Origin of the sequence: Streptomyces sp. NPDC047853 (genome assembly GCF_043204535.1) — a bacterium.
Classification (GTDB): Bacteria; Actinomycetota; Actinomycetes; order Streptomycetales; family Streptomycetaceae; genus Streptomyces.
The window spans coordinates 518,869-545,694 of record NZ_JBIDCI010000002.1 but is presented as its reverse complement, the minus strand read 5'-3'; the positions used below and the strand labels follow the sequence as shown (position 1 = coordinate 545,694).

At 73.1% G+C, this 26,826-nt stretch carries 30 protein-coding genes and 1 tRNA gene; 20 read left to right on the top strand and 11 right to left on the bottom strand.

From position 1 onward, the window contains the following. The first annotated feature begins 35 nt into the window (after window positions 1–35). The 7 genes from ACGF5T_RS06500 to ACGF5T_RS06470 all read left to right on the top strand — a co-directional run bounded on the left by ACGF5T_RS06500 (window position 36) and on the right by ACGF5T_RS06470 (window position 4,632). On the top strand, window positions 36–764 hold the full coding sequence (locus ACGF5T_RS06500) for a siderophore-interacting protein (RefSeq protein WP_356602855.1): 729 nt from the start codon (window positions 36–38) through the stop codon (window positions 762–764). Window positions 765–896: 132 nt separating this feature from the next. After that, window positions 897–1,499 (top strand): HhH-GPD-type base excision DNA repair protein, encoded by a 603-nt coding sequence (locus ACGF5T_RS06495; RefSeq protein ID WP_356602853.1) that lies wholly within the window; start codon window positions 897–899, stop codon window positions 1,497–1,499. Window positions 1,500–1,650: 151 nt separating this feature from the next. Further along, complete coding sequence (locus tag ACGF5T_RS06490; RefSeq protein ID WP_356602851.1) at window positions 1,651–2,328, top strand: HdeD family acid-resistance protein; 678 nt, start codon at window positions 1,651–1,653, stop codon at window positions 2,326–2,328. A gap of 363 nt (window positions 2,329–2,691) precedes the next feature. Then, complete coding sequence (locus tag ACGF5T_RS06485; protein ID WP_392887067.1) at window positions 2,692–3,060, top strand: hypothetical protein; 369 nt, start codon at window positions 2,692–2,694, stop codon at window positions 3,058–3,060. Between the two features lie 99 nt (window positions 3,061–3,159). Beyond that, a complete protein-coding gene (locus ACGF5T_RS06480) occupies window positions 3,160–3,315 on the top strand; it encodes a hypothetical protein (protein WP_366767648.1) in 156 nt (51 codons plus the stop codon). A 252-nt stretch (window positions 3,316–3,567) separates the two neighbouring features. Next, window positions 3,568–3,864 (top strand): type II toxin-antitoxin system VapB family antitoxin, encoded by a 297-nt coding sequence (locus tag ACGF5T_RS06475; protein WP_003999914.1) that lies wholly within the window; start codon window positions 3,568–3,570, stop codon window positions 3,862–3,864. A gap of 147 nt (window positions 3,865–4,011) precedes the next feature. After that, entirely contained in the window at window positions 4,012–4,632 is a 621-nt protein-coding gene (locus tag ACGF5T_RS06470; protein ID WP_356603009.1) for a LytR C-terminal domain-containing protein, read from the top strand. A 40-nt stretch (window positions 4,633–4,672) separates the two neighbouring features. On the opposite strand, the gene upp is transcribed toward ACGF5T_RS06470, so the two are convergent. Beyond that, entirely contained in the window at window positions 4,673–5,308 is a 636-nt protein-coding gene (upp, locus tag ACGF5T_RS06465) for a uracil phosphoribosyltransferase (protein WP_356602845.1), read from the bottom strand. 140 nt (window positions 5,309–5,448) lie between these two features. On the opposite strand from upp, the gene ACGF5T_RS06460 reads away from it, so the two are divergent. The 8 genes from ACGF5T_RS06460 to ACGF5T_RS06425 all read left to right on the top strand — a co-directional run bounded on the left by ACGF5T_RS06460 (window position 5,449) and on the right by ACGF5T_RS06425 (window position 10,234). Further along, window positions 5,449–5,709: a hypothetical protein gene (locus ACGF5T_RS06460; protein ID WP_366767649.1), complete on the top strand. Its 261-nt coding sequence runs from the start codon at window positions 5,449–5,451 to the stop codon at window positions 5,707–5,709. A gap of 361 nt (window positions 5,710–6,070) precedes the next feature. After that, entirely contained in the window at window positions 6,071–6,619 is a 549-nt protein-coding gene (locus tag ACGF5T_RS06455; RefSeq protein WP_366767650.1) for a hypothetical protein, read from the top strand. A 101-nt stretch (window positions 6,620–6,720) separates the two neighbouring features. Further along, on the top strand, window positions 6,721–7,152 hold the full coding sequence (tadA, locus tag ACGF5T_RS06450; protein WP_356602839.1) for a tRNA adenosine(34) deaminase TadA: 432 nt from the start codon (window positions 6,721–6,723) through the stop codon (window positions 7,150–7,152). A gap of 54 nt (window positions 7,153–7,206) precedes the next feature. Continuing rightward, a tRNA-Ser gene (locus ACGF5T_RS06445) sits at window positions 7,207–7,291 on the top strand. A gap of 87 nt (window positions 7,292–7,378) precedes the next feature. Beyond that, window positions 7,379–7,555: a hypothetical protein gene (locus ACGF5T_RS06440; RefSeq protein WP_356602837.1), complete on the top strand. Its 177-nt coding sequence runs from the start codon at window positions 7,379–7,381 to the stop codon at window positions 7,553–7,555. Next, window positions 7,555–7,848 carry a Dabb family protein gene (locus tag ACGF5T_RS06435; protein ID WP_356602835.1) on the top strand — a complete coding sequence of 98 codons (294 nt, stop codon included), beginning with the start codon at window positions 7,555–7,557 and terminating at the stop codon, window positions 7,846–7,848. Before ACGF5T_RS06440 ends, ACGF5T_RS06435 begins: the two co-directional genes overlap by 1 nt. Window positions 7,849–8,061: 213 nt before the next feature. Next, window positions 8,062–9,003 (top strand): RNA polymerase sigma factor SigF, encoded by a 942-nt coding sequence (locus ACGF5T_RS06430; RefSeq protein ID WP_366767652.1) that lies wholly within the window; start codon window positions 8,062–8,064, stop codon window positions 9,001–9,003. 292 nt (window positions 9,004–9,295) lie between these two features. Continuing rightward, complete coding sequence (locus ACGF5T_RS06425; protein ID WP_356602831.1) at window positions 9,296–10,234, top strand: RNA polymerase sigma factor SigF; 939 nt, start codon at window positions 9,296–9,298, stop codon at window positions 10,232–10,234. A gap of 127 nt (window positions 10,235–10,361) precedes the next feature. Here the strand turns inward: ACGF5T_RS06425 and ACGF5T_RS06420 are convergent, their stop codons facing one another. Beyond that, window positions 10,362–10,559 carry a hypothetical protein gene (locus tag ACGF5T_RS06420; protein ID WP_356602829.1) on the bottom strand — a complete coding sequence of 66 codons (198 nt, stop codon included), beginning with the start codon at window positions 10,557–10,559 and terminating at the stop codon, window positions 10,362–10,364. Between the two features lie 205 nt (window positions 10,560–10,764). On the opposite strand from ACGF5T_RS06420, the gene ACGF5T_RS06415 reads away from it, so the two are divergent. From ACGF5T_RS06415 to ACGF5T_RS06405, 3 genes are all read left to right on the top strand, one after another. Continuing rightward, window positions 10,765–11,265 (top strand): MarR family transcriptional regulator, encoded by a 501-nt coding sequence (locus ACGF5T_RS06415; RefSeq protein WP_361017979.1) that lies wholly within the window; start codon window positions 10,765–10,767, stop codon window positions 11,263–11,265. Between the two features lie 13 nt (window positions 11,266–11,278). Next, a complete protein-coding gene (locus ACGF5T_RS06410; RefSeq protein ID WP_366767653.1) occupies window positions 11,279–13,825 on the top strand; it encodes a DHA2 family efflux MFS transporter permease subunit in 2,547 nt (848 codons plus the stop codon). A 109-nt stretch (window positions 13,826–13,934) separates the two neighbouring features. Continuing rightward, the gene (locus ACGF5T_RS06405; RefSeq protein ID WP_356602823.1) at window positions 13,935–14,756 is read left to right on the top strand and encodes a YceI family protein; all 822 of its coding nucleotides are present in this window, start codon (window positions 13,935–13,937) and stop codon (window positions 14,754–14,756) included. Here ACGF5T_RS06405 and ACGF5T_RS06400 read toward each other — a convergent pair. Both ACGF5T_RS06400 and ACGF5T_RS06395 read right to left on the bottom strand, forming a co-directional pair. Beyond that, complete coding sequence (locus tag ACGF5T_RS06400; protein ID WP_356602821.1) at window positions 14,739–15,443, bottom strand: GAF and ANTAR domain-containing protein; 705 nt, start codon at window positions 15,441–15,443, stop codon at window positions 14,739–14,741. The genes ACGF5T_RS06405 and ACGF5T_RS06400 overlap by 18 nt on opposite strands. Window positions 15,444–15,461: 18 nt before the next feature. Beyond that, complete coding sequence (locus ACGF5T_RS06395; protein WP_356602819.1) at window positions 15,462–16,169, bottom strand: ANTAR domain-containing protein; 708 nt, start codon at window positions 16,167–16,169, stop codon at window positions 15,462–15,464. Between the two features lie 253 nt (window positions 16,170–16,422). Here ACGF5T_RS06395 and ACGF5T_RS06390 point away from each other — a divergent pair, with 253 nt between their 5' ends. Further along, a complete protein-coding gene (locus ACGF5T_RS06390; RefSeq protein WP_366767654.1) occupies window positions 16,423–16,839 on the top strand; it encodes an STAS domain-containing protein in 417 nt (138 codons plus the stop codon). Window positions 16,840–16,848: 9 nt separating this feature from the next. Beyond that, a complete protein-coding gene (locus tag ACGF5T_RS06385) occupies window positions 16,849–17,319 on the top strand; it encodes a PPOX class F420-dependent oxidoreductase (protein WP_356602815.1) in 471 nt (156 codons plus the stop codon). A gap of 42 nt (window positions 17,320–17,361) precedes the next feature. On the opposite strand, the gene ACGF5T_RS06380 is transcribed toward ACGF5T_RS06385, so the two are convergent. From ACGF5T_RS06380 to ACGF5T_RS06350, 7 genes are all read right to left on the bottom strand, one after another. Continuing rightward, complete coding sequence (locus ACGF5T_RS06380; protein WP_366767655.1) at window positions 17,362–18,120, bottom strand: TetR/AcrR family transcriptional regulator; 759 nt, start codon at window positions 18,118–18,120, stop codon at window positions 17,362–17,364. Between the two features lie 123 nt (window positions 18,121–18,243). Further along, window positions 18,244–19,761 (bottom strand): MFS transporter, encoded by a 1,518-nt coding sequence (locus ACGF5T_RS06375; RefSeq protein WP_356602811.1) that lies wholly within the window; start codon window positions 19,759–19,761, stop codon window positions 18,244–18,246. A 100-nt stretch (window positions 19,762–19,861) separates the two neighbouring features. Continuing rightward, entirely contained in the window at window positions 19,862–22,033 is a 2,172-nt protein-coding gene (locus ACGF5T_RS06370) for a glycosyltransferase family 39 protein (RefSeq protein WP_366767656.1), read from the bottom strand. After that, window positions 22,030–23,436 (bottom strand): bifunctional glycosyltransferase family 2/GtrA family protein, encoded by a 1,407-nt coding sequence (locus ACGF5T_RS06365; protein ID WP_366767657.1) that lies wholly within the window; start codon window positions 23,434–23,436, stop codon window positions 22,030–22,032. Before ACGF5T_RS06365 ends, ACGF5T_RS06370 begins: the two co-directional genes overlap by 4 nt. A gap of 14 nt (window positions 23,437–23,450) precedes the next feature. Further along, window positions 23,451–25,013, bottom strand: coding sequence for a HAMP domain-containing sensor histidine kinase (locus ACGF5T_RS06360; protein ID WP_366767658.1), 1,563 nt, complete (start codon window positions 25,011–25,013; stop codon window positions 23,451–23,453). Beyond that, window positions 25,010–25,750, bottom strand: coding sequence for a response regulator transcription factor (locus ACGF5T_RS06355; protein WP_030188895.1), 741 nt, complete (start codon window positions 25,748–25,750; stop codon window positions 25,010–25,012). Before ACGF5T_RS06355 ends, ACGF5T_RS06360 begins: the two co-directional genes overlap by 4 nt. A 98-nt stretch (window positions 25,751–25,848) precedes the next feature. Next, window positions 25,849–26,754, bottom strand: coding sequence for an amidohydrolase family protein (locus ACGF5T_RS06350; RefSeq protein ID WP_366767659.1), 906 nt, complete (start codon window positions 26,752–26,754; stop codon window positions 25,849–25,851). Window positions 26,755–26,826 lie beyond the last annotated feature (72 nt).

Sequence of the window (26,826 nt, the reverse complement as noted above, 5' to 3'; positions counted from 1 at the left end):
TCGTGGCCGAATAGTACGTGAAGGGTGAAGAAACGATGAGGCAGGGGCGGGGTTGGGAGGGCGCGGTCCTCAAGCTGATGCGGGGCAAGGACTTCGCATTCACGGTGACGGAAGCGGAGGACGTGACTCCGGACTTCCGGCGGCTGCGCCTGGCCGACGGCGGCATGCTGGCGGCGACCGGCGTCCACCCCACGATGTGGGTGCGGCTGTGGTTCGACGACGCGGGCAAGCCGCACCAGCGGGCCTACACGCTGGTCGACCCCGACCCGGCGACCGGCACCTTCGGCATGGAGTTCGCGCTGCACGAGGGGTGCGCCAGCGACTGGGCCCGGGCGGCGAAGCCGGGCGACACCATCGAGGCGACGGTCCAGGGCACCGGCTTCGAGGTGCCGCAGCCGCCGCCCTCGCGCCTCTTCGCGGTCGCGGACCCGGCGTCGCTGCCCGCCCTCAACTCGCTCCTCGACGCGCTGGGGCCGGTCCCGGCGACGATCTGGTTCGAGGGCGGCGGCGCGGACGACGGCCTGCCCTTCCGCACCGACCCCGCCCGGCACGAGGTCCGCACCGTCCCGCGCCGCGACGCGGGCGCCCACCTGGTCGCCCGGGTGAAGGAGGACCTCCCGGAGCTGCTGCGGGCCACCCCCGAGCCGTACGTGTGGATCGCCTGCGACACGGCTACGACGCGGGCGCTGGGCGCGTACGCCCGCAAGGAGCTGGGCGTGCCCAAGCAGCGGGTGAACGCGCTGGGGTACTGGCGCGCGACCTGAACCCGCGGGCGCGGTCGCCCGGGGGGGCAGCGCGGGACGCACGGCGGCCCCGGGGGGCCACGCTCACCCCGGGGCCACGCTCACCCCGGGGACCGGCGCGCGCCCCCGACCCGCACGCGCGATCATCGGGGCATGGACGTCACACTTCACCTCGCCCAGGACCCGGAGGCCGACGAGCTGCTCGGCCGCAGTCCGCTCGCCGCGCTGGTCGGCATGCTGCTCGACCAGCAAGTCCCCATGGAGTGGGCGTTCAAGGGCCCGTCGACCATCGCCCGGCGGATGGGGGCGGAGGACCTGGACGCGCACGACATCGCGGCCCACGACCCGGAGGCCTTCGCCGCGCTCCTCTCCGAGAAGCCGGCCGTGCACCGCTACCCGGGGTCCATGGCGGGCCGGGTCCAGCAGCTGTGCCGGTACCTCGTCGACACCTACGACGGTGACGCCGAGGCGGTCTGGCGGGGCGTCGACAACGGCAGGGAGCTGCTGAAGCGGCTCCAGGACCTGCCGGGCTTCGGCAAGCAGAAGGCCCAGATCTTCCTCGCCCTGCTCGGCAAACAGCTGGGCGTCCGTCCCGAGGGCTGGCGGGAGGCGGCGGGGGCCTACGGCGACTCCGGCTCCTTCCGGTCGGTCGCCGACATCACCGGGCCGGAGTCCCTGACCAAGGTGCGCGCCCACAAACAGGAGATGAAGGCGGCGGCCAAGGCGGCGAAGGCGGCGAAGGCCGCCGACGAGTAGCCGGGCCGCCGACGAGCAGCCGGGTCGCCCGGGGCACCCCGGGCGGTCACGGCGCCGACGGCTCGGTCCCCGGCGTCGGCCGCGCCCGCGCCGTCAGTCCGCTGGACCGTCTCGAGTGGCAGGGCCCGTGGGGGCGCTCCCAGCATGGAGCATGACCGAGCCACACAGCGGATCCCCCGGGGGACAGCCGTACGACGATCGCGGGGTGCACGCCCGGCACGGCACGCGCACGCCGGCCGCCGGGCCGCACGAGCCCGAACCGGCCCTGGAAGGGCCCCTGCACCTGCTGTCCCGCACCGCCTGGCGGACCGTGCTGCTCACCGGGGCCGCCTCGCTCGTCCTCGGCGTGCTGGTCCTGGTCTGGCCGGGTGCCTCGCTGCGCGCCGCCGGAGTGCTCTTCGGTCTCTACCTCGTCGTCAGCGGCATCCTCCAACTGGCCGCCGCCTTCGGCACCCACCGGACGACCGCCCTGCGGGTGCTCGCCTTCGTCAGCGGCGCCGTGTCGATCCTGCTCGGCCTGTTCTGCTTCCGCGGCCCGCTGCAGTCGGTGCTGCTCCTCGCCCTGTGGATCGGCATCGGCTGGCTCTTCCGGGGCGTCACGCAGATCGTGGCCGCGGTGCACGACCCGGCGATGCCCGCGCGCGGGTGGCACCTGTTCCTCGGCGTGGTCACGGTGGCCGCCGGCGTCGTCCTGATCGACTCGCCGGTCGAATCGGCCGCCGTCCTCATGCTGGTCGGCGGCTGGTGGCTGGTCGCCGTCGGCGTGGTCGAGATCGTCACGTCGGTGCGTCTGCGCGGGCGCGCCCACCAGGTCCCGCACGCCCTGTGAACGCCGCCCGCGCCAGGTGGCCGCGCGCCGTGCGAGGGGTTCCCGGGCCGGCCCTACGGCCGGTGAGCCGCCGGAGGGACACGACCTGACGTGAGTCCCGCACCGCATGCCGCCACGAACGCGCGCGCCACCCGAAGCGCCACGAACGCACACACCACCCGCACCGTCACCACCGCCCACGCCACTCCGACCGCCACCACCGTCACCACCGCCCGCGCCGGACGCACGGCACGCGCCGGAAGGGCGGCCCGCACGCTACGGCCGACCCGCGCGGTACGCGCGATACGACCGGCCCCCGCGGCCCGCACGATACGGCCGACCCCCGCGGTACGCGCGATACGACCGGCCCGCGCGCACAGGCCCGTGCCCTCGTCGTGGGCCCGCGCGCACAGGCCCGCGCCCTCGTCGCGCCGCCGCGCAGCCTGGCTGCGGGCCCTGGTCCTGCTGCTCGTCCTGCTCGTGCCCTGCACGCACGCGTCGGCCCAGGCCACGCCGGTGGCCGCGGCGGCCGGTGCGAACGGGGGAGCCACCGGCGGCGGCGCGGCCGGCGAGTACGACCACCTCGACACCGCCCTGCGCGCACCGGCCCGCGGCGGCCGTCGCGCCGTCGTCACCCGGTCGGCCCCGGCGGCCCGCCCCCGCGTCCGTGCCGACCGCGTACCCCCGCCCCCCGTTCCGAGCGGCCCGTCACCCGCCTCGCGCGCACCGCGCTCCGTGGTCCTGCGCTGCTGACGGGACCGGGCCGGCCTCCCGCGCCGGTCCACCGGCCCTCCGCGCGCCCGCGGAGCGCCCCGCCACGGGAACACGGAACCAGGAACGAGGAGCCCACCCATGCTCAACGACCCCTACGCCGTCCTGCGCGCCCTGATGCGCGCCGAGGGCGCCCGCCGCACCCCCGAGCCCGGTACCGGCGGCCCGCAGGCCCCGAGCGAACCCCGGCCGCCCGCGCGAGAAGGGGGGCGCGACCGAGAGAGGGGACGCGGCTGACGCGACGCCCGCGCGGCGGGGCGGGGCCGCGACCGGTCCCGCCCCCGCCGGCCCGCCGACCGCGCACCGCACGCACACCGCACGCACACCGACCGCTCGCCGACAGCGGGCCCGGAGCGTATCGACGACGCGCCGACGGCTTGGCCCCTCGCCGGCCACCATCCCCGTTTGCCCCGTTTGCGGCGTCATTTCCGGCGCCGTACTGCCCCGCCATGGCTGCGCCCGCCGCGTCCCGGCCGGTAGGCTTTCCGTGTGATCTTCAAGCGCATCGGAAACGGCCGGCCGTACCCCGACCACGGCCGGGAGAGCACCCGGCAGTGGGCGGACGTCGCGCCGCGCCCGGTCCGCCTCGATCAGCTCGTGACGACCAAGGGCCAGCTCGACCTGGAGACCCTCCTCGCCGAGGACTCCACCTTCTACGGCGACCTCTTCGCGCACGTCGTGAAGTGGCAGGGCGACCTGTACCTGGAGGACGGCCTGCACCGCGCGGTGCGCGCGGCGCTCCAGCAGCGTCAGGTGCTGCACGCGCGCGTGCTCGAACTCGACTGACCGGCGCCCTCGAAGGCCCTCTGACGCCGCCGCTTGACCCTTTCGGGTTGCATTGCGGTGAACCTCGGAACGCCGACTGATCATCTAATAGGCATCGCCGCCCGGGCGCACTACGCTGCGCTCATGAGCATGCTCACTCCCCCTGGCATGGGCGGCCAGTACAAGATCACGGGGGACAAGTACCCGCGGATGCGACCGGCCCGACGGCGCGGCCGGTTCGCGGTCGCCGCCGTCGCCTGCGTCACCGTGCTGGGACTGCTCGGCTGGGGCACGCTGCAGCTCATCGACGTCTTCACCGGCGGCGACAAGGCCTCCGCGATCGGCGCCGGGGCGGACTGCCGGACGGTCGCCGCGAAGGCGAGCCCCTCACCCGCCGCCGTGGCCGTGCCCAAGCCGGCCCAGGTCACCGTCAACGTGCTCAACGCCACCACCCGCGGCGGCCTGGCCCAGAAGACGGCCGACGAGCTGAAGAAGCGCGGCTTCCGCGTCGGCGAGGTGGGCAACGCGCCCAAGGAGTACGACAAGAAGGTCAAGGGCGCCGGTGTCCTGCTGGGTCCGGCCGCGTCCCTGAAGGGCGCGCTGCCCGTGCTCGGCACCCAGCTCCCCGGCGCCGAACGCCGTGGCGAGGCGGCCCGCAAGGGCACCGCCGTCGACCTGATCATCGGTGACGGCTTCAGGGAACTGGCGAAGCGGCCGGACGCCGACGCGGCGCTGGCGAGGCTGAGCGCGCCGCGCACGACGACCGCCGCAGAGAAGAAGAGCTGCTGAGAAGAGGAGCTGCTGAGGCGGGGCCGGGGGCGGGAGGGGCCTACTCGGCCGACCCGTACATCCGGTCACCCGCGTCGCCGAGGCCCGGCACGATGTAGCCGTGCTCGTTGAGCCGCTCGTCGACCGAGGCCGTCACGACCGTCACCGGGGTGCCGGCCAGCTCGCGCTCCATGACGTCGACGCCCTCGGGGGCGGCGAGCAGCACCACGGCCGTCACGTCGTCGGCGCCGCGCTTGATGAGCTCCCGGATCGAGGCGACCAGGGTGCCGCCCGTGGCCAGCATCGGGTCCAGGACGTACACCTGCCGGCCGGAGAGGTCCTCCGGCATGCGCGTGGCGTAGGTGGAGGCCTCCAGCGTCTCCTCGTTGCGCACCATGCCGAGGAAGCCCACCTCCGCGGTCGGCAGCAGCCGGACCATGCCGTCGAGCATGCCGAGACCGGCGCGCAGGATCGGCACCACCAGCGGGCGCGGGTGGGAGAGCTTGACGCCGGTGGTCCGCGAGACCGGCGTGTGGATGTCGACCTGTTCGGTGCGCACGTCGCGCGTGGCCTCGTAGGCGAGCAGGGTGACCAGCTCGTCGGCGAGACGACGGAAGGTCGCGGAGTCGGTGCGCTGGTCGCGCAGCGTGGTGAGCTTGTGAGCGACCAGGGGGTGGTCGACGACGTGGAGACGCATGTCCCCCACAGTAACCGGGCCCCGTGGGGCCGGCGTCCCCGCGGCCGCGGACCGGCCCGCGCCACGACCGCGCTCTCCCGCGGGCGTCAAACCCCCCGGCCGGGGGAAGGTGGGAGGGACGGACGCTGGGTGGTGAGACTGTGCCTGACCGGGACTTCCACAACACGCCGTCCCCCGGCGAGGGGCCGGGGACGACGCGCGGGACGGAGCGAAGCACGGAGCGGAGTACGGAGCCGGAGCGGAGTACGGAGCCGGAACGGGAGGCCGAACGCCGTCGGCGGCGGGCCCAGTTCCTGCGCGACCTCGCGGAGGCCCGGGAGCTGCGCGACCGCGTGCAGCCACGCCGCGCCAAGACCGCACGGCTGCGCCACGCGATGCGCATGCGCACCTTCCGCTGGTAGCCCCCGCCCGGCCGGGCGGAGCACGCGGTGGCCCCGTCCGGCCGGGCGGAGCACGCGGTGGCCCCGTCCGGCCGGGCGGAGCACGCCGCGCCGACGTCACGGCGGCGGCGTACGCGGGCGCGGCGGGAATCCGCGTACGATCCGCACGTGGCGGTGACGAGAGCGCTGATGGGCGGCCACCCGGGTATGTACTTCCGGGAGACGGGTCGAAACTGCCGGACACAGGGCGCCGAAGACGTCCCCTGAGGGCCTTGTTTCTGCCACGATTCCGAGTGGGTGGGCTCGGAGCACCGCTCCCCACCCGCAGCCTCCGCCGGGGGGACCCCCAACCGGCACGCCTAGGACCAGTGGGAGAGTCACGGTGTACTTCGCCGCACTGCTCGCGCGCACCGAAGACGGATGGGTAGCGAGCGACACTGAGCTCGACGATGTGGAGACCCTGTCGGATCTGGCCGACCTGGCCCGGGAAACCTCTCCCGACGAGGACACGGTGCTCGTGCTGATCGAGCAGGAGGACGCGTGGTTCGGAGTCGTCCGGGTGGACGGCGAGGAGGACCCCCGTATCTACGTCTCGGACGCGGCCGCGGCCGCCCGCAGCAGCTACGGCGAGATCCTGCTCACCGACGAGCTGCTCGGCCGGGACCCCGGTGACGAGGGCGACGACCTCGACGCCCTCGACCTCGACGGTACGGAGGACGGCGAGTCCGATGACGAGGACGAGGACGCTGCCGACGGCGGTGACGCGGCCGCCGGCAGCGCGGAGGCCGTGCCGCACGGACCGGTCGGTGACGCCGAGGTCCTCGACGACCTCGGCCTGAGCGAGAAGGAACTGCGCGCGATGTCCGGGGACGCGGTCGGCGAGATCGCCGAGGCCCTGGGCGCCTCCGAGGTCCTGGAGACCGTCCGCTGACCGCGCCGGCCGGGGAGGGCCCGGGAAGCCCGGCACCGGGAACGGCACCGCCCGACCACTCCGTACCGCCCGATCCCGTACGTGACCGGTGGCGGGCCGCGATGCGGCTCGCCCTGGCCGAGGCCGGACGGGCGGCGCGGGGCGGGGACGTCCCGGTGGGCGCCGTGGTGCTGGCGCCGGACGGCCGGACGGTGCTGGCGAGCGGGCACAACGAACGCGAGGCCACCGGCGACCCGACCGCCCACGCCGAGGTCCTCGCCCTCCGGCGGGCCGCGGCGGAGGCGGGCGAGTGGCGGCTGTCCGGCTGCACGCTCGTCGTCACCCTGGAGCCGTGCACGATGTGCGCGGGCGCGCTGGTGCAGTCCCGCGTGGACCGCGTCGTCTACGGCGCCCGCGACGACAAGGCGGGCGCGGCCGGCTCCCTGTGGGACGTAGTGCGCGACCGCCGGCTGAACCACCGTCCCGAGGTGATCGAGGGCGTGCTGGCCGACGAGTGCGCCCGGCGGCTCACGGACTTCTTCCGCGAGCGCTGACGCCCCCGGATTCCGATTTCTGAGCACGCCGCACCGTGCTGTAAGGTCTCCCTCGGTAGCGTGTCCGAGCGGCCGAAGGAGCTCGCCTCGAAAGCGAGTGTGGCGCAAGTCACCGAGGGTTCAAATCCCTCCGCTACCGCTCTTGAAGGGCCCCGTCGAAAGACGGGGCCCTTCGTGCGATCATGAGCGACCGAAAGGCGTCAGCAAAGGGACAGGGGAGGCCGCGGTGGCGGTGAACGCGAAGAGGATCGCCGTCTACGCACTCGTGGTCTTCGTGCTGTATGTGATCATCACGGATCCGGCGAAGGCCGCCGACTACGTCCAGATAGGTTTCCAGGGCATCTCCGACGCGGCGGGCGCCGTCGGCGACTTCATGACCTGGGCCGCCAACGGAGGAAAGTGATGATCCGCCACCTGGTGCTGTTCAAGCTCGACGACGGCGTGGAGCGCGACGACCCGCGCGTCGAGGAGGGCGTCGAGGCCTTCCGGTCGCTCGGCGGCCGGATCGAGGAGCTGCGCTTCTGGGAGTGCGCCTGGAACATCAGCGACCGGCCCATCGCCTACGACTTCGCCATCAACTCCGCCGTGGACGACGCCGGCGCCCTCCAGCGCTACCTCGACCACCCCGCGCACCAGGCGGGCGTCGCCCTGTGGCGGGAGTTCGCCACCTGGGTGATCGCCGACTACGAGTTCTAGCGACCACCGGCACCGCCGTGCGCAGCGGCCCCGCACCTGACAGGTGCGGGGCCGCTGCTCGTTCACCGCGGCCCGCACCCCGCGCGCCCCTCCGTATTCACTCAACACGACGTTATGCGGTGCTTGCACACAGTGCACATGTCTTGTGATGCTATGACCGCTTTTGACGGATGAGTGACGGAAGAGTTGACAGATCACGAGGTGGAGTTGACCGTGCCGGCCAGTACTGCGCCTCAAGCACCGCCCGCACCGCCTGCCCAGGCCCCGGAGCCGCTCGCACCGCCCGCCCGGGCCCAGGAACCCCCGGTACCACCCGCCCAGGCCCCGGAACCCCCCGTACCACCCGCCCAGGCCCCGGAACCCCCCGCGCGGGAGTCCTCGCCGCAGCGCAGCCGGGGGGCCGACACCCGGGCCCTGACCCAGGTGCTCTTCGGGCAGCTGAAGAACCTGGTACCGGGCACCGCGGAACACGACCGGGTACGGGCGGCGCTCATCGAGGCCAACCTCCCGCTGGTGCGCTACGCCGCCGCCCGCTTCCGCTCCCGCAACGAGCCGATGGAGGACGTCGTCCAGGTCGGCACCATCGGGCTCATCAACGCCATCGACCGCTTCGACCCGGAACGGGGCGTGCAGTTCCCGACGTTCGCGATGCCGACCGTCGTCGGCGAGATCAAGCGGTACTTCCGCGACAACGTCCGCACCGTGCACGTACCGCGCCGGCTGCACGAGCTGTGGGTGCAGGTCAACAGCGCCACCGAGGACCTCACCACCGCCTTCGGGCGCTCCCCGACGACCTCCGAGATCGCCGAACGGCTGCGCATCAGCGAGGAGGAGGTGCTGTCCTGCATCGAGGCGGGACGGTCCTACCACGCCACCTCGCTGGAGGCCGCCCAGGAGGGCGACGGGCTGCCCGGACTGCTCGACCGGCTCGGCTACGAGGACCCCGCCCTCGACGGCGTCGAGCACCGCGACCTGGTCCGGCACCTGCTCGTCCAGCTCCCCGAACGGGAACAGCGCATCCTGCTGCTGCGCTACTACAGCAACCTCACCCAGTCGCAGATCAGCGCGGAACTCGGCGTCTCCCAGATGCACGTCTCCCGGCTCCTCGCGCGCAGTTTCCAGCGATTGAGGTCGGCGAACCGGATCGAGGCGTAGTCTCGAAAGCGCCTCGACACACAATCGAAGGCGCGAGCTACGGGTCACCGGGACGAGCGAATCGCTCACCAGGGACGTTGTGGGCGGAATCGAGCCGAAAGGCCGTCAGACCCCCTGTTTCCAGGGGGTTTTCGCGTCTCGGATGTCGACATGTCACTACAGCGCGTTGCCGACATGTGACATTCTGCCGGAGACGCGTTTGCCGGAGCCTCGGCTCCGGTATTCAGGTGAAGGCTGCGTTCCCGGCGTGGGAGCGTGTGCCGCGACCGTCCCGCGACCCAAAGGGGGTGGCATGTCCGCAGACCAGGGCAGCTCGAAGGTGCTCGCGCTCGCGGAGAGCGAGACCGCGCCCGACACGATCGAGGCACTCGGCCCCGTCGGCCCCATCGGCTCCGTCGATGACGTGCAGGCCGTCGAAGCCGTACCGACCCTCGACGCCGTGCCGGCACAGGCCCTTCCGGCCTCGGGGGCCATCGACACCCGCACCCTGTCCCGCTCCCTGTTCCTGCGGCTCGCCGCCCTCGACGAGAACAGCCCCGAACGCGCCTACGTCCGGGACACCCTCATCGAGCTGAACCTCCCGCTGGTGCGTTACGCCGCCGCGCGCTTCCGCTCCCGCAACGAGCCGATGGAGGACATCGTCCAGGTCGGCACCATCGGCCTGATCAAGGCGATCGACCGCTTCGACTGCGAACGGGGCGTGGAGTTCCCGACGTTCGCGATGCCGACGGTGGTCGGCGAGATCAAGCGGTTCTTCCGCGACACCTCGTGGTCGGTGCGCGTCCCGCGCCGCCTCCAGGAGCTGCGCCTGGCCCTGACGAAGGCCAGCGACGAACTCTCCCAGAAGCTGGACCGCTCCCCGACGGTCGGCGAACTGGCCGCCGTGCTGGGCGTGTCCGAGGAGGACGTCGTCGACGGCCTCGCGGTGGGCAACGCGTACACCGCCTCCTCGCTGGACTCGCCGGCCCCGGAGGACGACGGCGGCGAGGGCTCGCTGGCGGACCGCCTCGGTTACGAGGACACGGCGCTGGAGGGCGTGGAGTACCGCGAGTCGCTCAAGCCGCTGCTGGCCAAGCTGCCGCCCCGGGAGCGGCGGATCATCATGCTGCGCTTCTTCGCCAACATGACCCAGTCGCAGATCGGCGAGGAGGTCGGCATCTCGCAGATGCACGTCTCCCGGCTGCTGACCCGCACCCTGGCGCAGCTGCGCGAGGGCCTCATCTCGGACTGAGTCCCGCGCACGAGCCGGACCGGGTCCGGCGCACGGCACAGCGGCGACCGCCGCGGCACCTCGGGGGTGCCGCGGCGGTCGCCGTCGTCGTGCGTGTGCCGTCCGTGCGCGCGGGTCCGCGCCGGTGCTACGAGAGCGCCAGCCAGGCCACCGCCGCGACGACGACCACGGCGGCCACGATGCCGGCGATCAGGCCGATGCGGGGTCCGGAGGAGGCTGCCGGGGCCGCCTGCCGGGTCTGGGGGGCGTCGTCGACGAACGCGCGGAACATCTGGGTGCTGCCTGCGGGGTCGTAATTGCCCTGGGGGCCCTGGTTGTTAGCCATGGGCCGAGACACTAGCGAATCCGCGGATCGGGCCCAAGCGCGGGGCCGCCGCACCTCCTTCCGACCCCTCACCCTCTGCCACCTGGGCGTTTACGTTCGCAATACTTGCCTTTGCCAACTTTTTATGCCGAGGCGCCCGTTTTTATTTGCCTGTAGCAACCAACCGCTCCTATCGTTGCCCTAAGCAACAAAGCGGGAGGTGCGCATGGCCGAGAGGGCGCAGTACGAGGAGCTGATCCGACAGTTCAGCGCCTTCGGCGCCGTGAAACGGGAGATGAGCCGCATCCTGCCGGCCGAGTGCCCCGGCGGCTCCGCCGCCGTACTGACGCTGCTCGGCCGCCATGGCGACATGCGCATGAGCAAGCTCGCGGAGCTGCTCGCCGTGGACATGTCGGTGACCAGCCGCCACGTCGCGCACATCGCCGACCGGGGCTGGATCGAACGGTCCCCCGATCCGGCGGACAGACGCTCGCGCATCCTGCGCCTGACGCCCGAGGGCCAGGCCCAGCTGGACGAGCTGTCCGAGCGGACGACGCAGCTGCTGGCCCACCGCCTCGGCGACTGGACCGACGACGAGGTCGGCCAGCTCACCCGGCTCATGACCAGGCTCAGGGCGAGCTTCGACGACTGCCGGACGCCCCAGGCGCGGGCCGCCGCACCATCCGAGGTCGACGAGACCACCCGTACACCCGCGATCACCACGTAAGCAAAGGAAGTCCATGGCAACGACCACACCAGCCGGTGTGCGGGCTCATGCCAAGCACGGGGGAGGCTCCACCGGAGACGCTCCGATGACGCACCGGCAGATCATGGAAGCGCTGTCCGGGCTGCTGCTCGGCATGTTCTGCGCCATTCTGTCCTCGACCATCGTCACGAACGCACTGCCCGAGATCATCGGTGACCTCGGTGGCGGCCAGAGTGCCTACACCTGGGTCGTCACCGCCTCGCTGCTGACGATGACCGCCTCCACCCCCCTGTGGGGCAAGCTCGCGGACCTGTTCAGCAAGAAGGCCCTGGTCCAGATAGCCCTGTCCGTCTTCGTCATCGGCTCCGTCGTGGCCGGCCTGGCGCAGAACCCGGCGATGCTGATCACCGCGCGGGCCATCCAGGGCCTGGGCGCCGGCGGTCTGGCCGCGCTGGCGCAGATCATCATGGCCGCGATGATCTCCCCGCGTGAGCGCGGGCGCTACTCCGGCTACCTGGGCGCGACCTTCGCCGTCGCGACCGTCGGCGGTCCGCTGCTCGGCGGTGTCATCACCGACACCAGCTGGCTCGGCTGGCGCTGGTGCCTCTACGTCGGCGTGCCCTTCGCGATCCTCGCGCTGATCGTGCTGCAGAAGACGCTGCACCTGCCCGTGGTCAAGCGGAAGGTCAAGGTCGACTGGGCCGGCGCCTTCTTCGTCACCGCGGCCGTGAGCCTGCTGCTCGTCTGGGTCACCTTCGCGGACGACAAGTACGACTGGATGTCGTGGCAGACCGGCGCCATGGTCGGCGGCGCGATCGTGCTGACGCTGCTCTTCCTGCTCGTCGAGTCGAAGGCCAGCGAGCCGATCATCCCGCTGCGCCTGTTCCGCAACCGCACCATCACCCTGGCCTCGCTGGCCTCGCTGTTCGTCGGTATCGCGATGTTCGCGGGCACCGTCTACTTCAGCCAGTACTTCCAGCTGGCCCGGGACAAGTCCCCGACCATGTCGGGCGTCATGACCATCCCGATGATCGGCGGCCTGTTCGTCTCGTCGACGGTCTCCGGTCAGATCATCACCAAGACCGGCAAGTGGAAGGGCTGGCTGCTGGCCGGCGGCGTCCTGCTGACGGCGGGCCTCGGTCTGCTCGGCACCATGCGCTACGACACCCCCTACTGGCACATCGCGATCTTCATGGCGCTGATGGGCCTCGGCGTCGGCATGATGATGCAGAACCTGGTCCTGTGCACGCAGAACCAGGTGGCCCCGAGCGACCTGGGCGCGGCCTCCTCGGTCGTGACCTTCTTCCGGTCCCTCGGCGGCGCGGTGGGCGTCTCGGTGCTCGGCTCCGTGATGTCGACCCGGATCAGCCACTACGCCTCGGACACCATCGGCTCGCTCAGCCCGCAGGAGCAGGCGGCGGCCGCCAAGGCCTCGGGCAGCGGCGCGATCCCCGACATGGACCTGCTGCCCCACGGCATCCGCGAGTGGCTGGAGAGCGCCTACGGGCACGGCATCGCCGACATCTTCCTGATCGTCGCCCCGATCGCCCTGCTGGCGTTCCTCGTCACCCTCTTCATCAAGGAGGTCCCGTTGCGCACCTCCGGCGCACTCGCCCAGGCCGCCGAGGCCTCCGCCGGCACCGCCTCCCCGGCGGCCCCGGCTCCGTCCGAGGCCGCCCGGGTCACCGACGCGCCGGTCCCGGCCGGTGTGGCGGCCGCCGTCTCCTCCACCGACACCGGTGCCCGGGACACGGCCACGCAGCGCCTCGCCGCCGTCGCCACGGCGACCGGCTCCGGCGCGCCGCAGGCGCCCGTCTCCGGCGGCATCGCGGTCCGCGGCTTCGTCCGCGGCGCCGAGTCCGCCCCCGTCCCGCAGGCCGCCGTCACGTTGATCTCGCTGGCGGGCCGGCAGCTGGGCCGCTCGGTCGCCCAGGCCGACGGCTCCTACGGGATCGACGCGCCGAGCGCGGGTTCGTACGTCCTGATCGCCTCCGCCGACGGCTTCCAGCCGCAGGCCTCGACGATCGTCGTGAACGACGAGCCGGTCGCGTACGACATCCTGCTCAGCGGCACCAGCGGGCTGAACGGCCTGGTCCGGGCCGTGGAGAACGGGCTGCCGGTCAAGGACGCGATGGTGATCGTGACCGATGTGCGCGGGGACCTGCTGGCCACCGCCGCCACCGGTGAGGCCGGCGAGTTCTCCTTCGCCGAGCTGGTGCCGGGCACGGTGACCGTCGCGGTGAACGCCGCCGGCTACCGGCCGCGCGCCCTGCCCGTCGAGGTGGGCGGCACCGGCGTCACCCGGGTCGAGGTCGACCTCCAGGCCGGCGCCCAGGTCCAGGGCGTCGTGCGGGCTCCGCACGGTCCGCTGGCCGACGCCCGCGTCACCCTGGTCGACGCGGCGGGCAACGTGGTCGGCACGGCCACCACCGGCGCGGACGGGGCGTACGCCTTCACCGACCTGGACGCCGGTGAGTACACCGTCATCGCGACCGGCTACCCGCCGGTGGCGACGGCCCTGACGGTCGCCGGCCCGGGTGCCGACGGCCACGACATCGAGCTCGCCCACCCCGGCGAGTAGCGAGTCCCCGGCCCGTGGTGGCGTGCGCGCTCTGAGCGGAGGTGCGCCCGCCCACCACGGGCCGGTTTCTTCACGACCACTTTCTGAGCCTTTGCAGGGAGAAAACGGGATGGGACTGACCGCGAGGATCCGAACGCGGGACGGATGGGCCGTGTCGCACGCGGTCGTCACGGTGACCGACATGACCGGCGCGCAGGTGCTGCGCGCGGAGGCGGACACCGAGGGCGCCGTGCGGGACACCACCCCGCTCACGCCGGGGGCGTACACCGTCATCGTCACGGCCGTCGGCTACGCGCCCGCCGCGTCCAGCGCGATCGTCACCGCGAGCGGCCGGGCCGAGGTCGGCACCGTGACCCTGGCCCGCCAGGGCGGCACCGAACTGCCGCCGCCCGGGCCGTGGACCATCGACCCGGCGCACTCCAGCGTGGCCGCGGTGGCCCAGCACCTGGGCATCTCCAGCGTGCACGGCCGGTTCACGGACTTCTCGGGCGTGGTGGAGATCGCGCCGGACGACGTCACCAAGTCCCGGGTGGAGGCGGTGATCCGGGCCGCCTCGATCGACACCGGCAACGGCATGCGCGACACCCACCTGCGCTCCGGGGACTTCCTGGACGTCGAGCGGTTCCCGGACATCACGTTCCGCTCCACGGGCGTGACGCAGGCCGGCCGGGACCGCTGGACCGTCCACGGTGAGCTGGGCCTGCACGGCGTGGTCCGCCCGGTCGATCTGGACCTGTCCTACCTCGGCACCGGCGCCGACCCGTGGGGCGGCACCCGGGCGGCGTTCCGCGCGGTCACGGAGCTGCGGCGGGAGGACTTCGCCATGAACTACAACCAGGTCCTCCAGGCCGGCATCGCCGCCATCGGCACGACCCTCAGGGTGGAGCTGGACATCCAGGCGGTCCAGGGGGAGTCACTGCCGACGGCGTGAGGCGCCGCCGGACGCCCGGGCCACCAGCTCGTCGCAGAGGTCCCGGAGCTTGACGTTGGTGTGCTGCGAGGCCTGCCGCAGCCGCTCCAGGGCGTGGTGCGCGTCGATCCGCTCCCGGGCCATCAGGATGCCGACCGCCTGGTCGATGACGCTGCGGGAGAGCAGGGCGGTGCGCACGTCGGCCGCCGACGCCTGCTGCCGCTCCAGACGCAGGGCCTCGTTCACGGCGTCCGCGGCCCGCACCGCGAAGGTGCGGGCCGCTTCGCGTCCCTCGGCCAGTGAGTGGGGCTTGGTGCCGTAGAGGTTGAGCGCGGCTCCCGTCTCGCCCCGGACGGGCAGCGGCAGGGCCAGTACGCAGCGCACACCGGTGGCCAGCGCGTACTCCGTGTACGTGGGCCAGCGGGTCTCCGCGGCCAGGTCGGGGGAGTACTGCGTGTGTCCCGTCTCTGCGGCGTCGACGCAGGGGCCCGAGCCGTTCTCGTACTGCCGCAGGTCCAGTCCGGCGGGCAGGCCCGCGCTGCCCGCGAGGGTCATCAGCCGGTCGGCGCGGCGCACCGTGATCGAGCACGCGTCGGCACCGGGGACGTGCGCGACCGCGCGGTCGGTCAGGTCGCGCAGCAGGGGGTCGAGACCCTGGCTGCGCGCCATCGCCTGGTCCAGCGTGTCGGGGATCTCCGAGGCGGTCATGCCCGTACGGATATCCCCTCATCGCTCGTTGACGCCTCGCCCACCCGAACCCGTGTTCGCGTCGACGATGCGCCGGGCGAGGTCGCGCAGCTTCACGTTCTCCCGCTGCGAGGCCTTGACCAGGGAGTCGAAGGCGCCGGCCGCGTCGATGTCCAGCCGCTCCATGAGGATGCCGGTGGCCTGGCCGATCAGGTCACGGGTGCGCATGGCCTCGGTGAGCTGCTCGCGCACGGTCGCCGCGTCCAGGGCGAGACTGACGTGCGCGGCGAACAGCCGGCCGAGGCGGGTCGCGTCCTCGTCGAAGGCGTGCGGCTTGCGGGCGTACGCCGTGAGCACGGTCAGGCGGCGCCGGTCGGCGCGCAGCCGCAGCGAGAGCGCCGAGCGCAGGCCCAGGCGGGAGAGGACGTTGCCGCCGCCGTCCGCATCGCTGTCGTCGGTGCGCACCACCGGCGTGGTCCACAGGCGGTCCCAGTCGGGGTGCGGCTCGCGGCCGCCGGGCTGGGACTCGGCGGCGAACCGTACGGCCTCGTCGGTCCAGGCGAGGGCGCGGAAGCGGTTGCCGCGCTGGACCTCCGAGATGCCCGCGTGGTCCGCGCCGGGCAGCAGGCGCACCGTCAGTGCGACCGCGGCGCTCAGGGTTTTGTCGGGGGTGCCCGTCGCGTGCAGTTGCCGAGCCGCCGCCGTCAGCGCTTCGGCCAGCTCGAAGCCCACCGGAAAACGCGGCAAATCAGTAAATTCGGACGTAGCCACCACGAACCTCTTCGGCGTGCACGGTCTGGCGACCGTGCGCAGGAGAGCTCCGCAGCACATTCCTGACTGCGAGCACAGGACGGACAGCACTCTAGCTGCTTGGTTGCGCTCCGGTGACGCCCGGTCGACGGACCGAGCGGGCGCCCTACGCGTGCCGTCGGCGGCATGGTGGAATGGAGGGAACGGGTCAGGAAGAGGCCTAGCCGGAAGCAAGACGACCGTCTGCCAGGTGAGTGCCGTGCCCCTCCTCCCCCGCCCCTGCGAGCCGTGCGATCCGCCCGGTTACGCCGTACTGGACCTGCCCCCGGAAATCGACTACTGCAATGCCGAGGGACTGCTGCCCATGATCATGGCGGCGGTGGACCACCACTCCGGCGCCCTGCACACCCTCGTACTGGACCTGACCGCGACCCGCTTCATGGACTCCCAGGGCGTCCGCCTCCTCTCCGAGGTGCGCGCCCGGCTGCACGGCCGCGCCGAACTGCGGGTGGTGGCCGCCCGGGAGGGTGTGCCGAGCCGCGTCCTGGAGCTGTCCGGCCTGCGCCGGGACGTGCCGGTGCACGACAACCTCGCGGAGGCACTGCGTCCGCACAGCGGTGCGGCGCGGGGACCCGACGGCCGGGCGGGCAGCGGGGCGGCGGCCTAGGCTGGCCGCATGGCACCGAACATCGCGACGAACACCCGTGTGTCCCTCGACGAGTTGCTGGACTTCGTACGCCCCCGGCACCGGGCGGTCCTGCTGACCCGGCGGGCCGACGGAGGCCCCCAGGGGTCGCCGCTGACCTGCGGGGTCGACGACTCCGGCCGGATCGTCGTCTCCACGTACCCGGAGCGGGCCAAGACGCGCAACGCGAAGCGGGACGCCCGGGTCAGCCTCATCGTGCTCAGCGACGAGTGGAACGGCCCCTGGGTCCAGATCGACGGCACCGCCGAGATCATCGACGCCCCGGACTCCGTGGAGCCGCTCGTGGAGTACTACCGCAACATCGCCGGTGAGCACCCCGACTGGGACGAGTACCGGCGGGCCATGGTGGAGCAGGGCAAGTCGATCATCCGGGTGACGCCGGAGCGGTGGGGCCCGGTGGCCACGGGCGGTTTCCCGGCGCGGTCGGCGTCCGACGGCTGACGCGCCGGTCGGCTACGGGGCGACCCGTCGGCCGGGGCCCGGTCACCCGCGTTCGACCATCGCCTCGATGCCCGCCACGAGCAGGTCCAGCGCGAACTCGAAGTCCCGGTCCAGCATCTCCTCCACGGTGTCGCCGCCGCGGGCCGCCATGATGGCCCGGGACTCCTCGATGACGTCCGCCCTGTGCGGCAGGGCGGCCGCCGCCGCCATGGAGTCCCGGAAGTAGTCGTCCGGGCTCCTCCCCGTGGCCGCCGCGCGGGCGAGGAGGTGTCCCTCGATCGTGCCGTAGCCGTAGACGAACTGGAAGACGGCGGAGATGGCGCCGGTCAGACGGTGCGGAGGGAGGCCGCTCAGGCGCATCACCTCCTGCACCGCTTGGGAGAAGGCCATCGAGTGCGGCCCGATGTTCAGGTAGGTGCCGGTCAGCTGGGACAGCCAGGGGTGGCGCACCAGCAGCCGGCGGTTCTCCCGGGCCAGCGCGCGCAGCCGGGCGCGCCAGTCCGCGCCGGTTGCCGGGTCGGGGTCGCGCAGCTCGCCGAAGACGGCGTCCAGGGCGAGTTCGAGCAGTTCGTCCTTGGTGTCGACGTACCAGTAGACGGACATCGCGGTGACGTTCAGCTCGGCGGCCAGGCGGCGCATGGAGAACCTGGCCAGGCCCTCGGCGTCCAGCAGCCGGACGGTGACCGCGGTGATCCGCTCCCGGTCCAGTCCGGACGGCTGCCCACCGCGCCGCCCGCCGCGACGGTCCTCGCCCGCCAGCCAGACACTGGCCCGCGGCCCCTGCCGTCCTGCCTCAGCCATCTGCGCTCTTCTCCTCGACCCCTCGCCCGCCGGACCCGCCAGGTGCACCGTCAGGGGCACCGACAACGGCGTGACCAGCCACAACGAGCCCGCTGCCGCACCCTTACCCCACCACTCGGGCTCTTAGGCACCGGCACCGGCACCGTCCTTCTCCGCCCGCCGCAGCAGCACGGCCGCCACCACCCCGCCGAGCAGCACGGCCACCGCCCCCACCAACTGGCTGCTCTCCAGCCCCGCGGAGAACGCGTCGATCACCCGCTCCCGCTCCGCCTCCCCCTGTGCCGAGGCCAGCGCCGCGGGCAACGACGCCGCCGTCACCGGTACCAGCGCCGCGAACCGCGAGTTCAGCACCGCTCCCAGCACGGCCACGCCCAGCCCGTTGCCGAACTCGGCCAACGTACCGTTGATGCCCGCGCCGACCCCGGCCTTGGCCGGCGGGATCGCGCTCATGATGGCGTGGGCCATGGCCGGGTTGCCGAGCGCGCAGCCGACGCCGATCAGCAGCAGGCCGAGCAGCGTGCCGGCGTAACCCTCGCCGGTGAGCGTGGCGATGGCCACCAGGCCCGCCGACATCAGCACCATGCTCAGCAGCACCGCCACCGGCGTGCCCAGCCTGGCCAGCCACTTCGCCGCCACCCCGGAGAAGTTCAGCAGCACCACCGTCAGGGCCAGCGGCGCGGTCCGCAGCCCCGCCTCCAGCGGGCCGTACCCGAGCACGAACTGGAGGTGCTGGGTGAGCAGGAACAGTGCGCCGCCCATGCCGAAGGTGATCAGCACCAGCCCGGCCACCGCGCCCGTGAACTGCCGGTTGCGGAAGAAGGCCAGGTCGAGCATCGGGTACGGGATACGGCTCTCCCAGTACGCGAAGAGCGCCAGCACGCCCACCGCCACGGCCGCCGTGGCCAGGACCCGGCCGGACGTCCAGCCGTGCTCGGGGCCGGAGATGATCGCGTAGACCAGCGCGGCCATGCCGATCGTGGAGAGTACGGCGCCCAGGAGGTCGGGGCGGTCGCCCTGCCGGTTGTGCGACTCGGGGACGAGGGCCACGACGGCGACCAGGCCGAGGGCCACGACCGGCAGGTTGATCAGGAAGATCGCGCCCCACCAGAAGTGGTCCAGCATGAAACCGCCGATCAGCGGCCCGGAGGCGAAGCCGAGCGCGCTGACGGCACTCCAGATGCCGATCGCCTTGGCGTGTTCCTCGGGCGCGAAGATCTGCATGACCACGGCGAGCGTGGTGGTCAGCAGCAGCGCGCCGCCGACGCCCATGCCGGCCCGCGCGGCGATCAGCTGGCCCGTGGTGTCCGCGAGACCCGCGGCCAGCGAGCCCAGGCCGAACAGGGCGAGGCCCGCCGCCAGCATCTTCTTGCGGCCGTAGCGGTCGGCCGCGCTGCCCGCGGTGAGCAGCAGGCCCGACTGCACCAGTGAGTAGGCGTTGATCATCCATTGGATGTCGGAGTTGGCCGCACCGAGTTCGTCGGTGAGGGAGGGGATGGCCACGTTCAGCACCGTGTTGTCCAGCACCACGGTCAGCTGGGCGAGGCTGATGACCCCCAGGATCAGCCAGCGCTGCGGGTGGCCCTGGACGGGGGGCGGGGTCTGGGCCCGCCCTTCTTCCTGTTCCGGGGAGGACGTCGTCATGCTGTACAGCGTATAGGGACTCCCATACGCTGTACAGCAGAAGGGCTCGCGGCCCCGAGCGGGGTTCGGGTCAAGGCACCGGTCAGGGTCAGGGTCAGGCTCAGGTGTTAGGTCGGGTGAGGTCGTAGAAGGTGGCCGAACCGACCGTGACCTCCTGGAAGTTGGCCTCTACCCATGAGGTGATCTGCGCCGAGGTGCCGGAGTCGTCGTCCGTGCCGCCCATGGCGCCGCCGCCTCCGCCTCCGCCTCCGCCCCCGACGAAGTAGTGGATCTCTCCGTCGGCCACGTACTTCTTGAACTCGGCGAGCGTCGGCGAGGGGTCCGTGCCGTTGAAGCCGCCGATCGCCATCACCGGGTCACCGGTGCTGAGCTGGTAGCTCGCGGCGTTCTGGGCACCGATCGCGGCGGCGACCCAGGTGTAGCGGTCGGCGTCCGCCTCCAGCAGTTCCCTGGCCTCGGAGTCGACCTGGGTGCCGTTGAGCAGGCCGCCCATGCCACCGCCGCCCCCGCCCATGGGGCCGCTGCCTTCACCGGCCCGACCGGTCGGGGGCGTCTGGCCGTTCGGAGCCGCCTGACCGTTCGGAGCCGCCTGGCCGTTCGGAGCCGCCTGGCCGTTCCGGCCCGGTGCGCCTCCGGGAAGGCCGCCGTCGCCGGGACCGCCCTGGCCCTGACCCTGACCCCGGCCGGGCGTGGTCCCGCCGCCGGGGAAGGCCCCCCGGCCGCCGCCACCGCCCGGGCCCCCCATCATGCTCGCGCCGGCCGGACCGGCGGTCACGATGGAGCCGCTGTGCCCCTCTCGCACGGTGCTCAGCGTGTACGCGGTGGGCGCGGCCAGCGACGCCACCACGCCCAGCCCCGCCACCGTGAGCGCGGTCCGCCGCCCCAGCCGCCCGACGAAGACGCACCCGAGAGCGGCGACCAGGCCCCCCACGAGGACCAGCCACTTCAGCCAGGGCAGGTAGGCGGGTGTGCGGCCGAGGAGGACGTACCCCCAGGCCGCGGTCGCCGTGACGGCGGCGGCGAGGACGAGGGACGCCCAGATCCGCCCGCGCCGCTCCCACAGCACCGCGGCGCCCATGCCGACGACGGCCGCCAGGTAGGGCGCGAGGGCCACCGTGTAGTACTGGTGGAAGATGCCCGCCATGTAGCTGAAGACGGCCGTGGTCGTCAGCAGCGACCCGCCCCAGACCAGGAAGGCCGCGCGGGCGGGGTCGGTACGGCCGCCGCGCCGCGTGGCGACCAGCCCCGCGACGAGGAGGATCAGGGCGGCCGGCAGCAGCCAGGAGATCTGGCCCCCGATCTCGGAGTTGAACATCCGGTCCCAGCCGGTCTCGCCCCACTGGCCCCCGCCGCCCGTGCCGCCACCGCCGCCGACGCTGCCGGTCTCCTCGCCGTTGAGCCGGCCGAGGCCGTTGTAGCCGAAGGTCAGTTCCAGGAAGCTGTTGTTCTGCGAGCCGCCGATGTACGGCCGCGACGACGCGGGCCACAGCTCCACGACCGCGACCCACCAGCCGCCGGAGACGACGATCGCGGCGGTCGCCACCGCCAGCTGTCCCAGCCGCTTCCGCAGCCGCACCGGCGCGCAGACGCCGTACACGACGGCGAGCGGCGGCAGGATCAGGAAGGCCTGGAGCGTCTTCGCCAGGAACGCGAAGCCGATCGCGACGCCCGCCCACACCAGCCACCTGGTCCGGCCGTCCTCCAGCGCGCGGACGACCAGCCAGCAGGCGACGGACATCAGCAGCGCCAGCAGCGCGTCCGGGTTGTTGAACCGGAACATCAGCGCCGCGACGGGCGTCAGCGCCAGCACGGCACCGGCGATCAGCCCGGCCGCGGGAGTGAACCGGCGGCGCACCGCCGCGTACACGACGGCGACCGTCGCGACGCCCATCAGCACCTCGGGGACCAGGATCGACCACGAGCCGAGCCCGAAGACCCGCACCGCCAGGGCCATGGGCCACAGCGCGGCCGGGGGCTTGTCGACGGTGATGGCGTTCCCGGCGTCGAGCGAACCGAAGAAGAACGCCTTCCAGGACTCGCCGCCCGCCTGCACGGCCGCCGAGTAGAAGGAGTTGGCGTAGCCGGAGGCGCTCAGGTCGTACAGGTACAGCAGGGCGGTCGCGAGCAGCAGCCCGAGGAGGGCCGGGCGCACCCAGCGGGCGTCCTCGGGGCGGCCCCGCCACAGCCGCCGCAGCCGCCGAGGTGTCCCGGGCGCGGCGCCCGGGGGACGCGCGGCCCCCGCGTCCGTCGTCCGGTCGAGGTGCGTCGTCATCGTCCGTCCCTCGGGTGGGTGTCGGCGGGGTGGGCCGGCCGGAGGCTCGCGGCGGCCTCGCTCCAGGGGCGGCCCGCGTCCGGGTAGCGGGCGGCGGGCGGGTCCGGGACCGGCGGCGCGGGCGCGGTGCGGGGCGCCTCCGGGGACACCGCGGCCACGGTGGGCGGCGCGTCCGGGAACACCCAGGCGCGGAAGAGCAGGAACCGCAGCACGGTGGCCGCGAGGTTGGCGGCGATCAGCACCGCCAGCTCGGTGGAGTGGTCCGGGTCGGCGGTCGCCGCGTTCAGCGCGGCGAGCGAACCGGCGGTCAGGACGAGACCGATGCCGAAGACGACCAGCCCCTGCGCCTGGTGCCGTGCGGCGCCGGCCCGGCCCCGCACCCCGAAGGTCAGCCTCCGGTTGGCGGCGGTGTTGACGACCGCCGAGACCAGCAGGGCCAGCGCGTTGGCGGTCTGGGAGCCGCAGAAGGGCCGGAAGCCGCTGTAGAGCAGCAGGTAGAAGAGGGTGGACAGGACGCCGACGACGCAGAAGCCGACGAGTTGCCGGGCCAGGCCCTGCGGTACGTCCGTCAGTTCCCGGTCCCTCGGGTCGTCACCGAACGGCCGGGCCAGCCGGTCCAGCGGCAGCGAACCGGTCGCCAGGGCCCTGCCGACCCGCCACACGCCCTTGAGGTCCTCGGTCGCGGTCCGCACGATGTGCACGGTCGAGTCGGGATCGTCGACCCAGTCGACCGGCACCTCGTGGATACGGCAGCCGGCCCGTTCGGCGAGCACCAGCATCTCGGTGTCGAAGAACCAGCCGGTGTCCTCCACCAGCGGCAGCAGCACCTGGGCCACGTCCCGGCGGATCGCCTTGAAGCCGCACTGGGCGTCGGAGAAGCGGGCCTGGAGGGAGCCGCGCAGGATGAGGTTGTAGGACCGGGAGATGAACTCCCGCTTGGCGCCGCGCACCACCCGCGAGCTGCGGGCGAGCCGGGAGCCGATGGCGAGGTCCGAGTGCCCGGATATCAGCGGGGCGACCAGCGGCAGCAGCGCGTTCAGGTCGGTGGACAGGTCGACGTCCATGTAGGCGAGGACGGGCGCGTCCGAGGCCGACCAGACGGTGCGCAGCGCCCGGCCCCGCCCCTTCTGCTCCAGCCGTACGGACACGACCTCCGCCAGCTCGGCCGCGAGCCGGGCGGCGACGTGCGGGGTGGCGTCCGTGGAGGCGTTGTCCGCGACCGTGATGCGGAAGCCGTAGGGGAACGTCCGGGTGAGGTGGGCGTGCAGCCGCAGGACGCACGGCCGGAGGTCCCTCTCCTCGTTGTAGACGGGGACCACGACGTCCAGGACAGGCGTACCGGCTCCTGCGGCCGGGAGGTGCTCCCGCGCCGGCAGGAAGCCGGGAGAAGAGTCGGTTCGCATGGGACCGACTCTTCTCAAGTCCCCTGTCGCACCCGTGTGGTGACGCTGTGCCGTGCCTGTGAGTGGTCCCGGCCGCCGCCCTCGCCGGCCGGACCGTCCGGTGCGAGCGCGGGCAGGTGCAGGGTGAAGACCGTCCGTCCGGGCACGCTGCCGACTGTCACGGCACCGCCGTGCGCACTCGCCACCGCCTGCACGATGGCGAGCCCGAGGCCCGTGGAGCCGGTCGCCCGGGACCGTGCCGAGTCGCCGCGCGCGAACCGTTCGAAGACGCGCGGCAGCAACGCGGCCGGGATGCCCTGCCCGTCGTCCTCCACGTCCACGCACAGCCACGCGCCGCTGCGCCGCACGCGTGCGGTGACGGTCGTGCCGGGCGGGGTGTGGGTACGGGCGTTGCCCAGCAGGTTGACCAGCACCTGCTGGAGCCGGGCGGCGTCGGCCGAGACCAGCGCGGGTTCCTCGGGCAGGTCGAGCCGCCAGTCGTGGTCGAGCCCGGCCGCACGGGCGTCGCTCACGGTGTCCACGACCAGCGGTACGAGATCGGTCCGCTCGAACCGCAGCGGCCGCCCGGCGTCCAGGCGGGCCAGCAGCAGCAGGTCCTCGACCAGCAGGGTCATCCGCCCGGCCTCGGACTCGATCCGGCCCAGCGCGTGCCGGGTGTCGGGGCCGACCTGTTCCCGTCCTCTGCGGGTGAGTTCGGCGTACCCGCGGATGGAGGCGAGGGGGGTGCGCAGCTCGTGGCTGGCGTCGGCGACGAACTGCCGTACCCGCGTCTCGCTCTCCTGCCGTGCGTGCAGCGCTCCGTGCACGTGGTCCAGCATCCGGTTGAGCGCGGCGCCCACCCGGCCGACCTCGGTGTGCGGGTCGCACTCGGCGTCCGGGACGCGTTCGTCGAGGTTCACCTCGCCGGCGTGCAGCGGCATTTCGGAGACCCGGGTGGCGGTGGTGGCGACCCTGCGCAGGGGGCGGGTGGCGACGCCGACGATGACGGTCCCGGCGAGGGAGGCGGCGACCAGGCCGGCCGCGGTGACGCTGGCCTCCACGAGGATCAGGGTGTTGAGGGTGTTGGTGACCTCGGAGGTGGGGACGGCCGCGTAGTAGCCGTCCTTGTACTGCACGCGGTGGTCGCCGAGGCCGCCGATGCCGACGGTGTGCGTCCGGCCGTCCCGCTCCACGGCGGCCAGCTCGGCCCGCTCGGCCTCGGTGAGGGAGACCGCGGTCATCCCGCTGAAGTCGGTGCTGTCGTCGTCCTCCCTGCCGTACGCGGCGTCGACCACGGTGCCGTCGCGCACCTCGGCGACGATCGTGCCGCGCGGCTGCGGCCCGCGGGTGACGAACTCGTCGAGGTCGATCCGCTGCCGGCCGTCGCCGCCGGGCTCGGGGTCACCGGGCGGCTTGAACCCGGACACCCGCATCGCGACCTCGTGCACCTGCCCGTCCAACTGCTCGTACAGGTGCGAGCGCAGCGCCACCGTCGTCACCGTGCCGATCACCGCGCACACCACCGCGATCAGCGCCACGGACGCGACGACGAGCCGCGTCCGCAGGGTCCGCGGCCGCGGTCGTCGCCGTCGGCTCATGAGACGGCGGGCTTGATCAGGTAGCCGGCACCGCGCCGGGTGTGGATCATCGGCTCGCGCCCGGCGTCGATCTTCCGCCGCAGGTAGGAGATGTACAGCTCGACCACGTTGGCCTGACCGCCGAAGTCGTAGGACCACACGCGGTCCAGGATCTGTGCCTTGCTCAGCACCCGCCGCGGGTTGCGCATCAGGAAGCGCAGCAGCTCGAACTCGGTGGCGGTGAGGTGGATGCCGTCGCCGCCCCGGGTGACCTCGTGGCTGTCCTCGTCGAGGGTGAGGTCGCCGACGACGAGCACGGAGTCGGAGCGCCGGTCGGCGGCGCCGGAGCGCCGGATCAGTCCGCGCAGCCGGGCGACGACCTCCTCCAGGCTGAACGGCTTGGTGACGTAGTCGTCCCCGCCGGCCGTCAGCCCGGCGATCCGGTCCTCGACCGCGTCCTTGGCGGTGAGGAACAGCACCGGCACGTCCGGCAGGTCGCGGCGCAGCCGCCCCAACACGCTCAGCCCGTCCATGTCGGGCAGCATCATGTCCAGCACGACGGCGTCGGGCCGGAACTCCCGCGCGGCCTGGACGGCACCGTGCCCGTCCCCGGCGCTGCGGATCTGCCAGCCCTCGTAGCGCAGGGCCATGGACAGCAGCTCGGTGATGGACAGCTCGTCGTCCACCACGAGCACCCGGACGGGGCTCCCGTCCGGCCTCAGCAGTTCGGTGCGCCCCTGGGGCGAGGTCGTGGTCATACCGGACACGATGTGGGGGCGCTCTGAGAGCACCCTTTTCCCTGGCTGTGATTTCCCTGAGAAACCCACAGGGGGCTCTCAGGGACCGCTGCCGGACCTCAGGCTCCCGCCCCGTCGGGCCCCGGCAGCCCGAAGAGCCGTGCCGCGTTGTCGTGGCACACGCCCCGCAGCCAGTCGTCCCCCAGCTCCAGCCGCTCCAGCGCGTGCAGCTGGTGCAGGTAGGGATAGGGGATGTTGGGGAAGTCCGACCCGAGCAGCACGCGGTCGCCGACCTCCGCCAGCCGGGGCAGCGCCCGGCGCGGGAAGGGCGCCAGCCGCTCGCTGAAGTCGGTGAACGCCATGGTCGTGTCCAGCCGCACCTCGCCGTACCGCTCGGCGAGGTCCAGGAAGTCCTCGTACTCGGGCATCCCCAGGTGCGCGACGACCAGCCGCAACCGGGGGTGCCGCGCCAGCACCCGTGCGATCGGCTCGGGCCCGGTGTGCTTGCCGGGGGCGGGCCCGGACCCGCAGTGGATCACGACCGGGACCCCCGCCTCGGCGAGCACCCCCCACGCCTCGTCGAGCAGTTCGTCGGCCGGGTCGTACGCCCCCACCTGCACGTGGGCCTTGAAGACCCGCGCGCCCGCCTCGACGGCCTCCCGAACGTACGTCCCGGCTCCCGGCTCGGGGAACAGCGTGGAGGTGTGCAGGCAGTCGGGCGTCCGGCGGGCGAAGTCCACCGCCCAGCCGTTCAGCCAGCGGGCCATGCCCGGCTTGTGCGGATAGAGCATGGCCGTGAAGGCCCGCACCCCGAACCGCCGCAGCAGCGCCGTGCGTTCGTCCTCCTCCTGCCGGTAGGTGATCGGCCACTCGACGCCGCCGGTCAGCGGTCCCAGGGCGTCGAAGTAGCCCCAGACCTTGCGCAGCACGCGTTCGGGCATGAAGTGCGTGTGCACGTCGACCAGTCCGGGCAGCCCGAGCCCTTCCCAGAACCGACGGACCCGTCCGGCCTCGTGATCACTCATGCGGCCACGATCGCCCCCGCCGCGCCCGGGGACAAGAGGGCCGGGGGGCGGGGGGCCGAGAGGGGGGCGGAG

Bases quoted from the DNA above. Each gene is read 5' to 3' on its own strand.
- ACGF5T_RS06370 (WP_366767656.1), bottom strand. From the start codon at position 22,033: ATGACGACGCACCTCGACCGGACGACGGACGCGGGGGCCGCGCGTCCC.
- ACGF5T_RS06400 (WP_356602821.1), bottom strand. From the start codon at position 15,443: ATGACCGCCTCGGAGATCCCCGACACGCTGGACCAGGCGATGGCGCGC.
- ACGF5T_RS06405 (WP_356602823.1), top strand. From the start codon at position 13,935: ATGGGACTGACCGCGAGGATCCGAACGCGGGACGGATGGGCCGTGTCG.
- ACGF5T_RS06490 (WP_356602851.1), top strand. From the start codon at position 1,651: ATGACCGAGCCACACAGCGGATCCCCCGGGGGACAGCCGTACGACGAT.
- upp (WP_356602845.1), bottom strand. From the start codon at position 5,308: ATGCGTCTCCACGTCGTCGACCACCCCCTGGTCGCTCACAAGCTCACC.
- ACGF5T_RS06470 (WP_356603009.1), top strand. From the start codon at position 4,012: ATGGGCGGCCAGTACAAGATCACGGGGGACAAGTACCCGCGGATGCGA.
- ACGF5T_RS06375 (WP_356602811.1), bottom strand. From the start codon at position 19,761: ATGACGACGTCCTCCCCGGAACAGGAAGAAGGGCGGGCCCAGACCCCG.
- ACGF5T_RS06420 (WP_356602829.1), bottom strand. From the start codon at position 10,559: ATGGCTAACAACCAGGGCCCCCAGGGCAATTACGACCCCGCAGGCAGC.
- ACGF5T_RS06350 (WP_366767659.1), bottom strand. From the start codon at position 26,754: ATGAGTGATCACGAGGCCGGACGGGTCCGTCGGTTCTGGGAAGGGCTC.
- ACGF5T_RS06360 (WP_366767658.1), bottom strand. From the start codon at position 25,013: ATGAGCCGACGGCGACGACCGCGGCCGCGGACCCTGCGGACGCGGCTC.
- ACGF5T_RS06365 (WP_366767657.1), bottom strand. From the start codon at position 23,436: ATGCGAACCGACTCTTCTCCCGGCTTCCTGCCGGCGCGGGAGCACCTC.
- ACGF5T_RS06385 (WP_356602815.1), top strand. From the start codon at position 16,849: ATGGCACCGAACATCGCGACGAACACCCGTGTGTCCCTCGACGAGTTG.
- ACGF5T_RS06425 (WP_356602831.1), top strand. From the start codon at position 9,296: ATGTCCGCAGACCAGGGCAGCTCGAAGGTGCTCGCGCTCGCGGAGAGC.
- ACGF5T_RS06380 (WP_366767655.1), bottom strand. From the start codon at position 18,120: ATGGCTGAGGCAGGACGGCAGGGGCCGCGGGCCAGTGTCTGGCTGGCG.
- ACGF5T_RS06410 (WP_366767653.1), top strand. From the start codon at position 11,279: ATGGCAACGACCACACCAGCCGGTGTGCGGGCTCATGCCAAGCACGGG.
- tadA (WP_356602839.1), top strand. From the start codon at position 6,721: ATGCGGCTCGCCCTGGCCGAGGCCGGACGGGCGGCGCGGGGCGGGGAC.
- ACGF5T_RS06435 (WP_356602835.1), top strand. From the start codon at position 7,555: ATGATCCGCCACCTGGTGCTGTTCAAGCTCGACGACGGCGTGGAGCGC.
- ACGF5T_RS06500 (WP_356602855.1), top strand. From the start codon at position 36: ATGAGGCAGGGGCGGGGTTGGGAGGGCGCGGTCCTCAAGCTGATGCGG.
- ACGF5T_RS06480 (WP_366767648.1), top strand. From the start codon at position 3,160: ATGCTCAACGACCCCTACGCCGTCCTGCGCGCCCTGATGCGCGCCGAG.
- ACGF5T_RS06415 (WP_361017979.1), top strand. From the start codon at position 10,765: ATGGCCGAGAGGGCGCAGTACGAGGAGCTGATCCGACAGTTCAGCGCC.
- ACGF5T_RS06495 (WP_356602853.1), top strand. From the start codon at position 897: ATGGACGTCACACTTCACCTCGCCCAGGACCCGGAGGCCGACGAGCTG.
- ACGF5T_RS06355 (WP_030188895.1), bottom strand. From the start codon at position 25,750: ATGACCACGACCTCGCCCCAGGGGCGCACCGAACTGCTGAGGCCGGAC.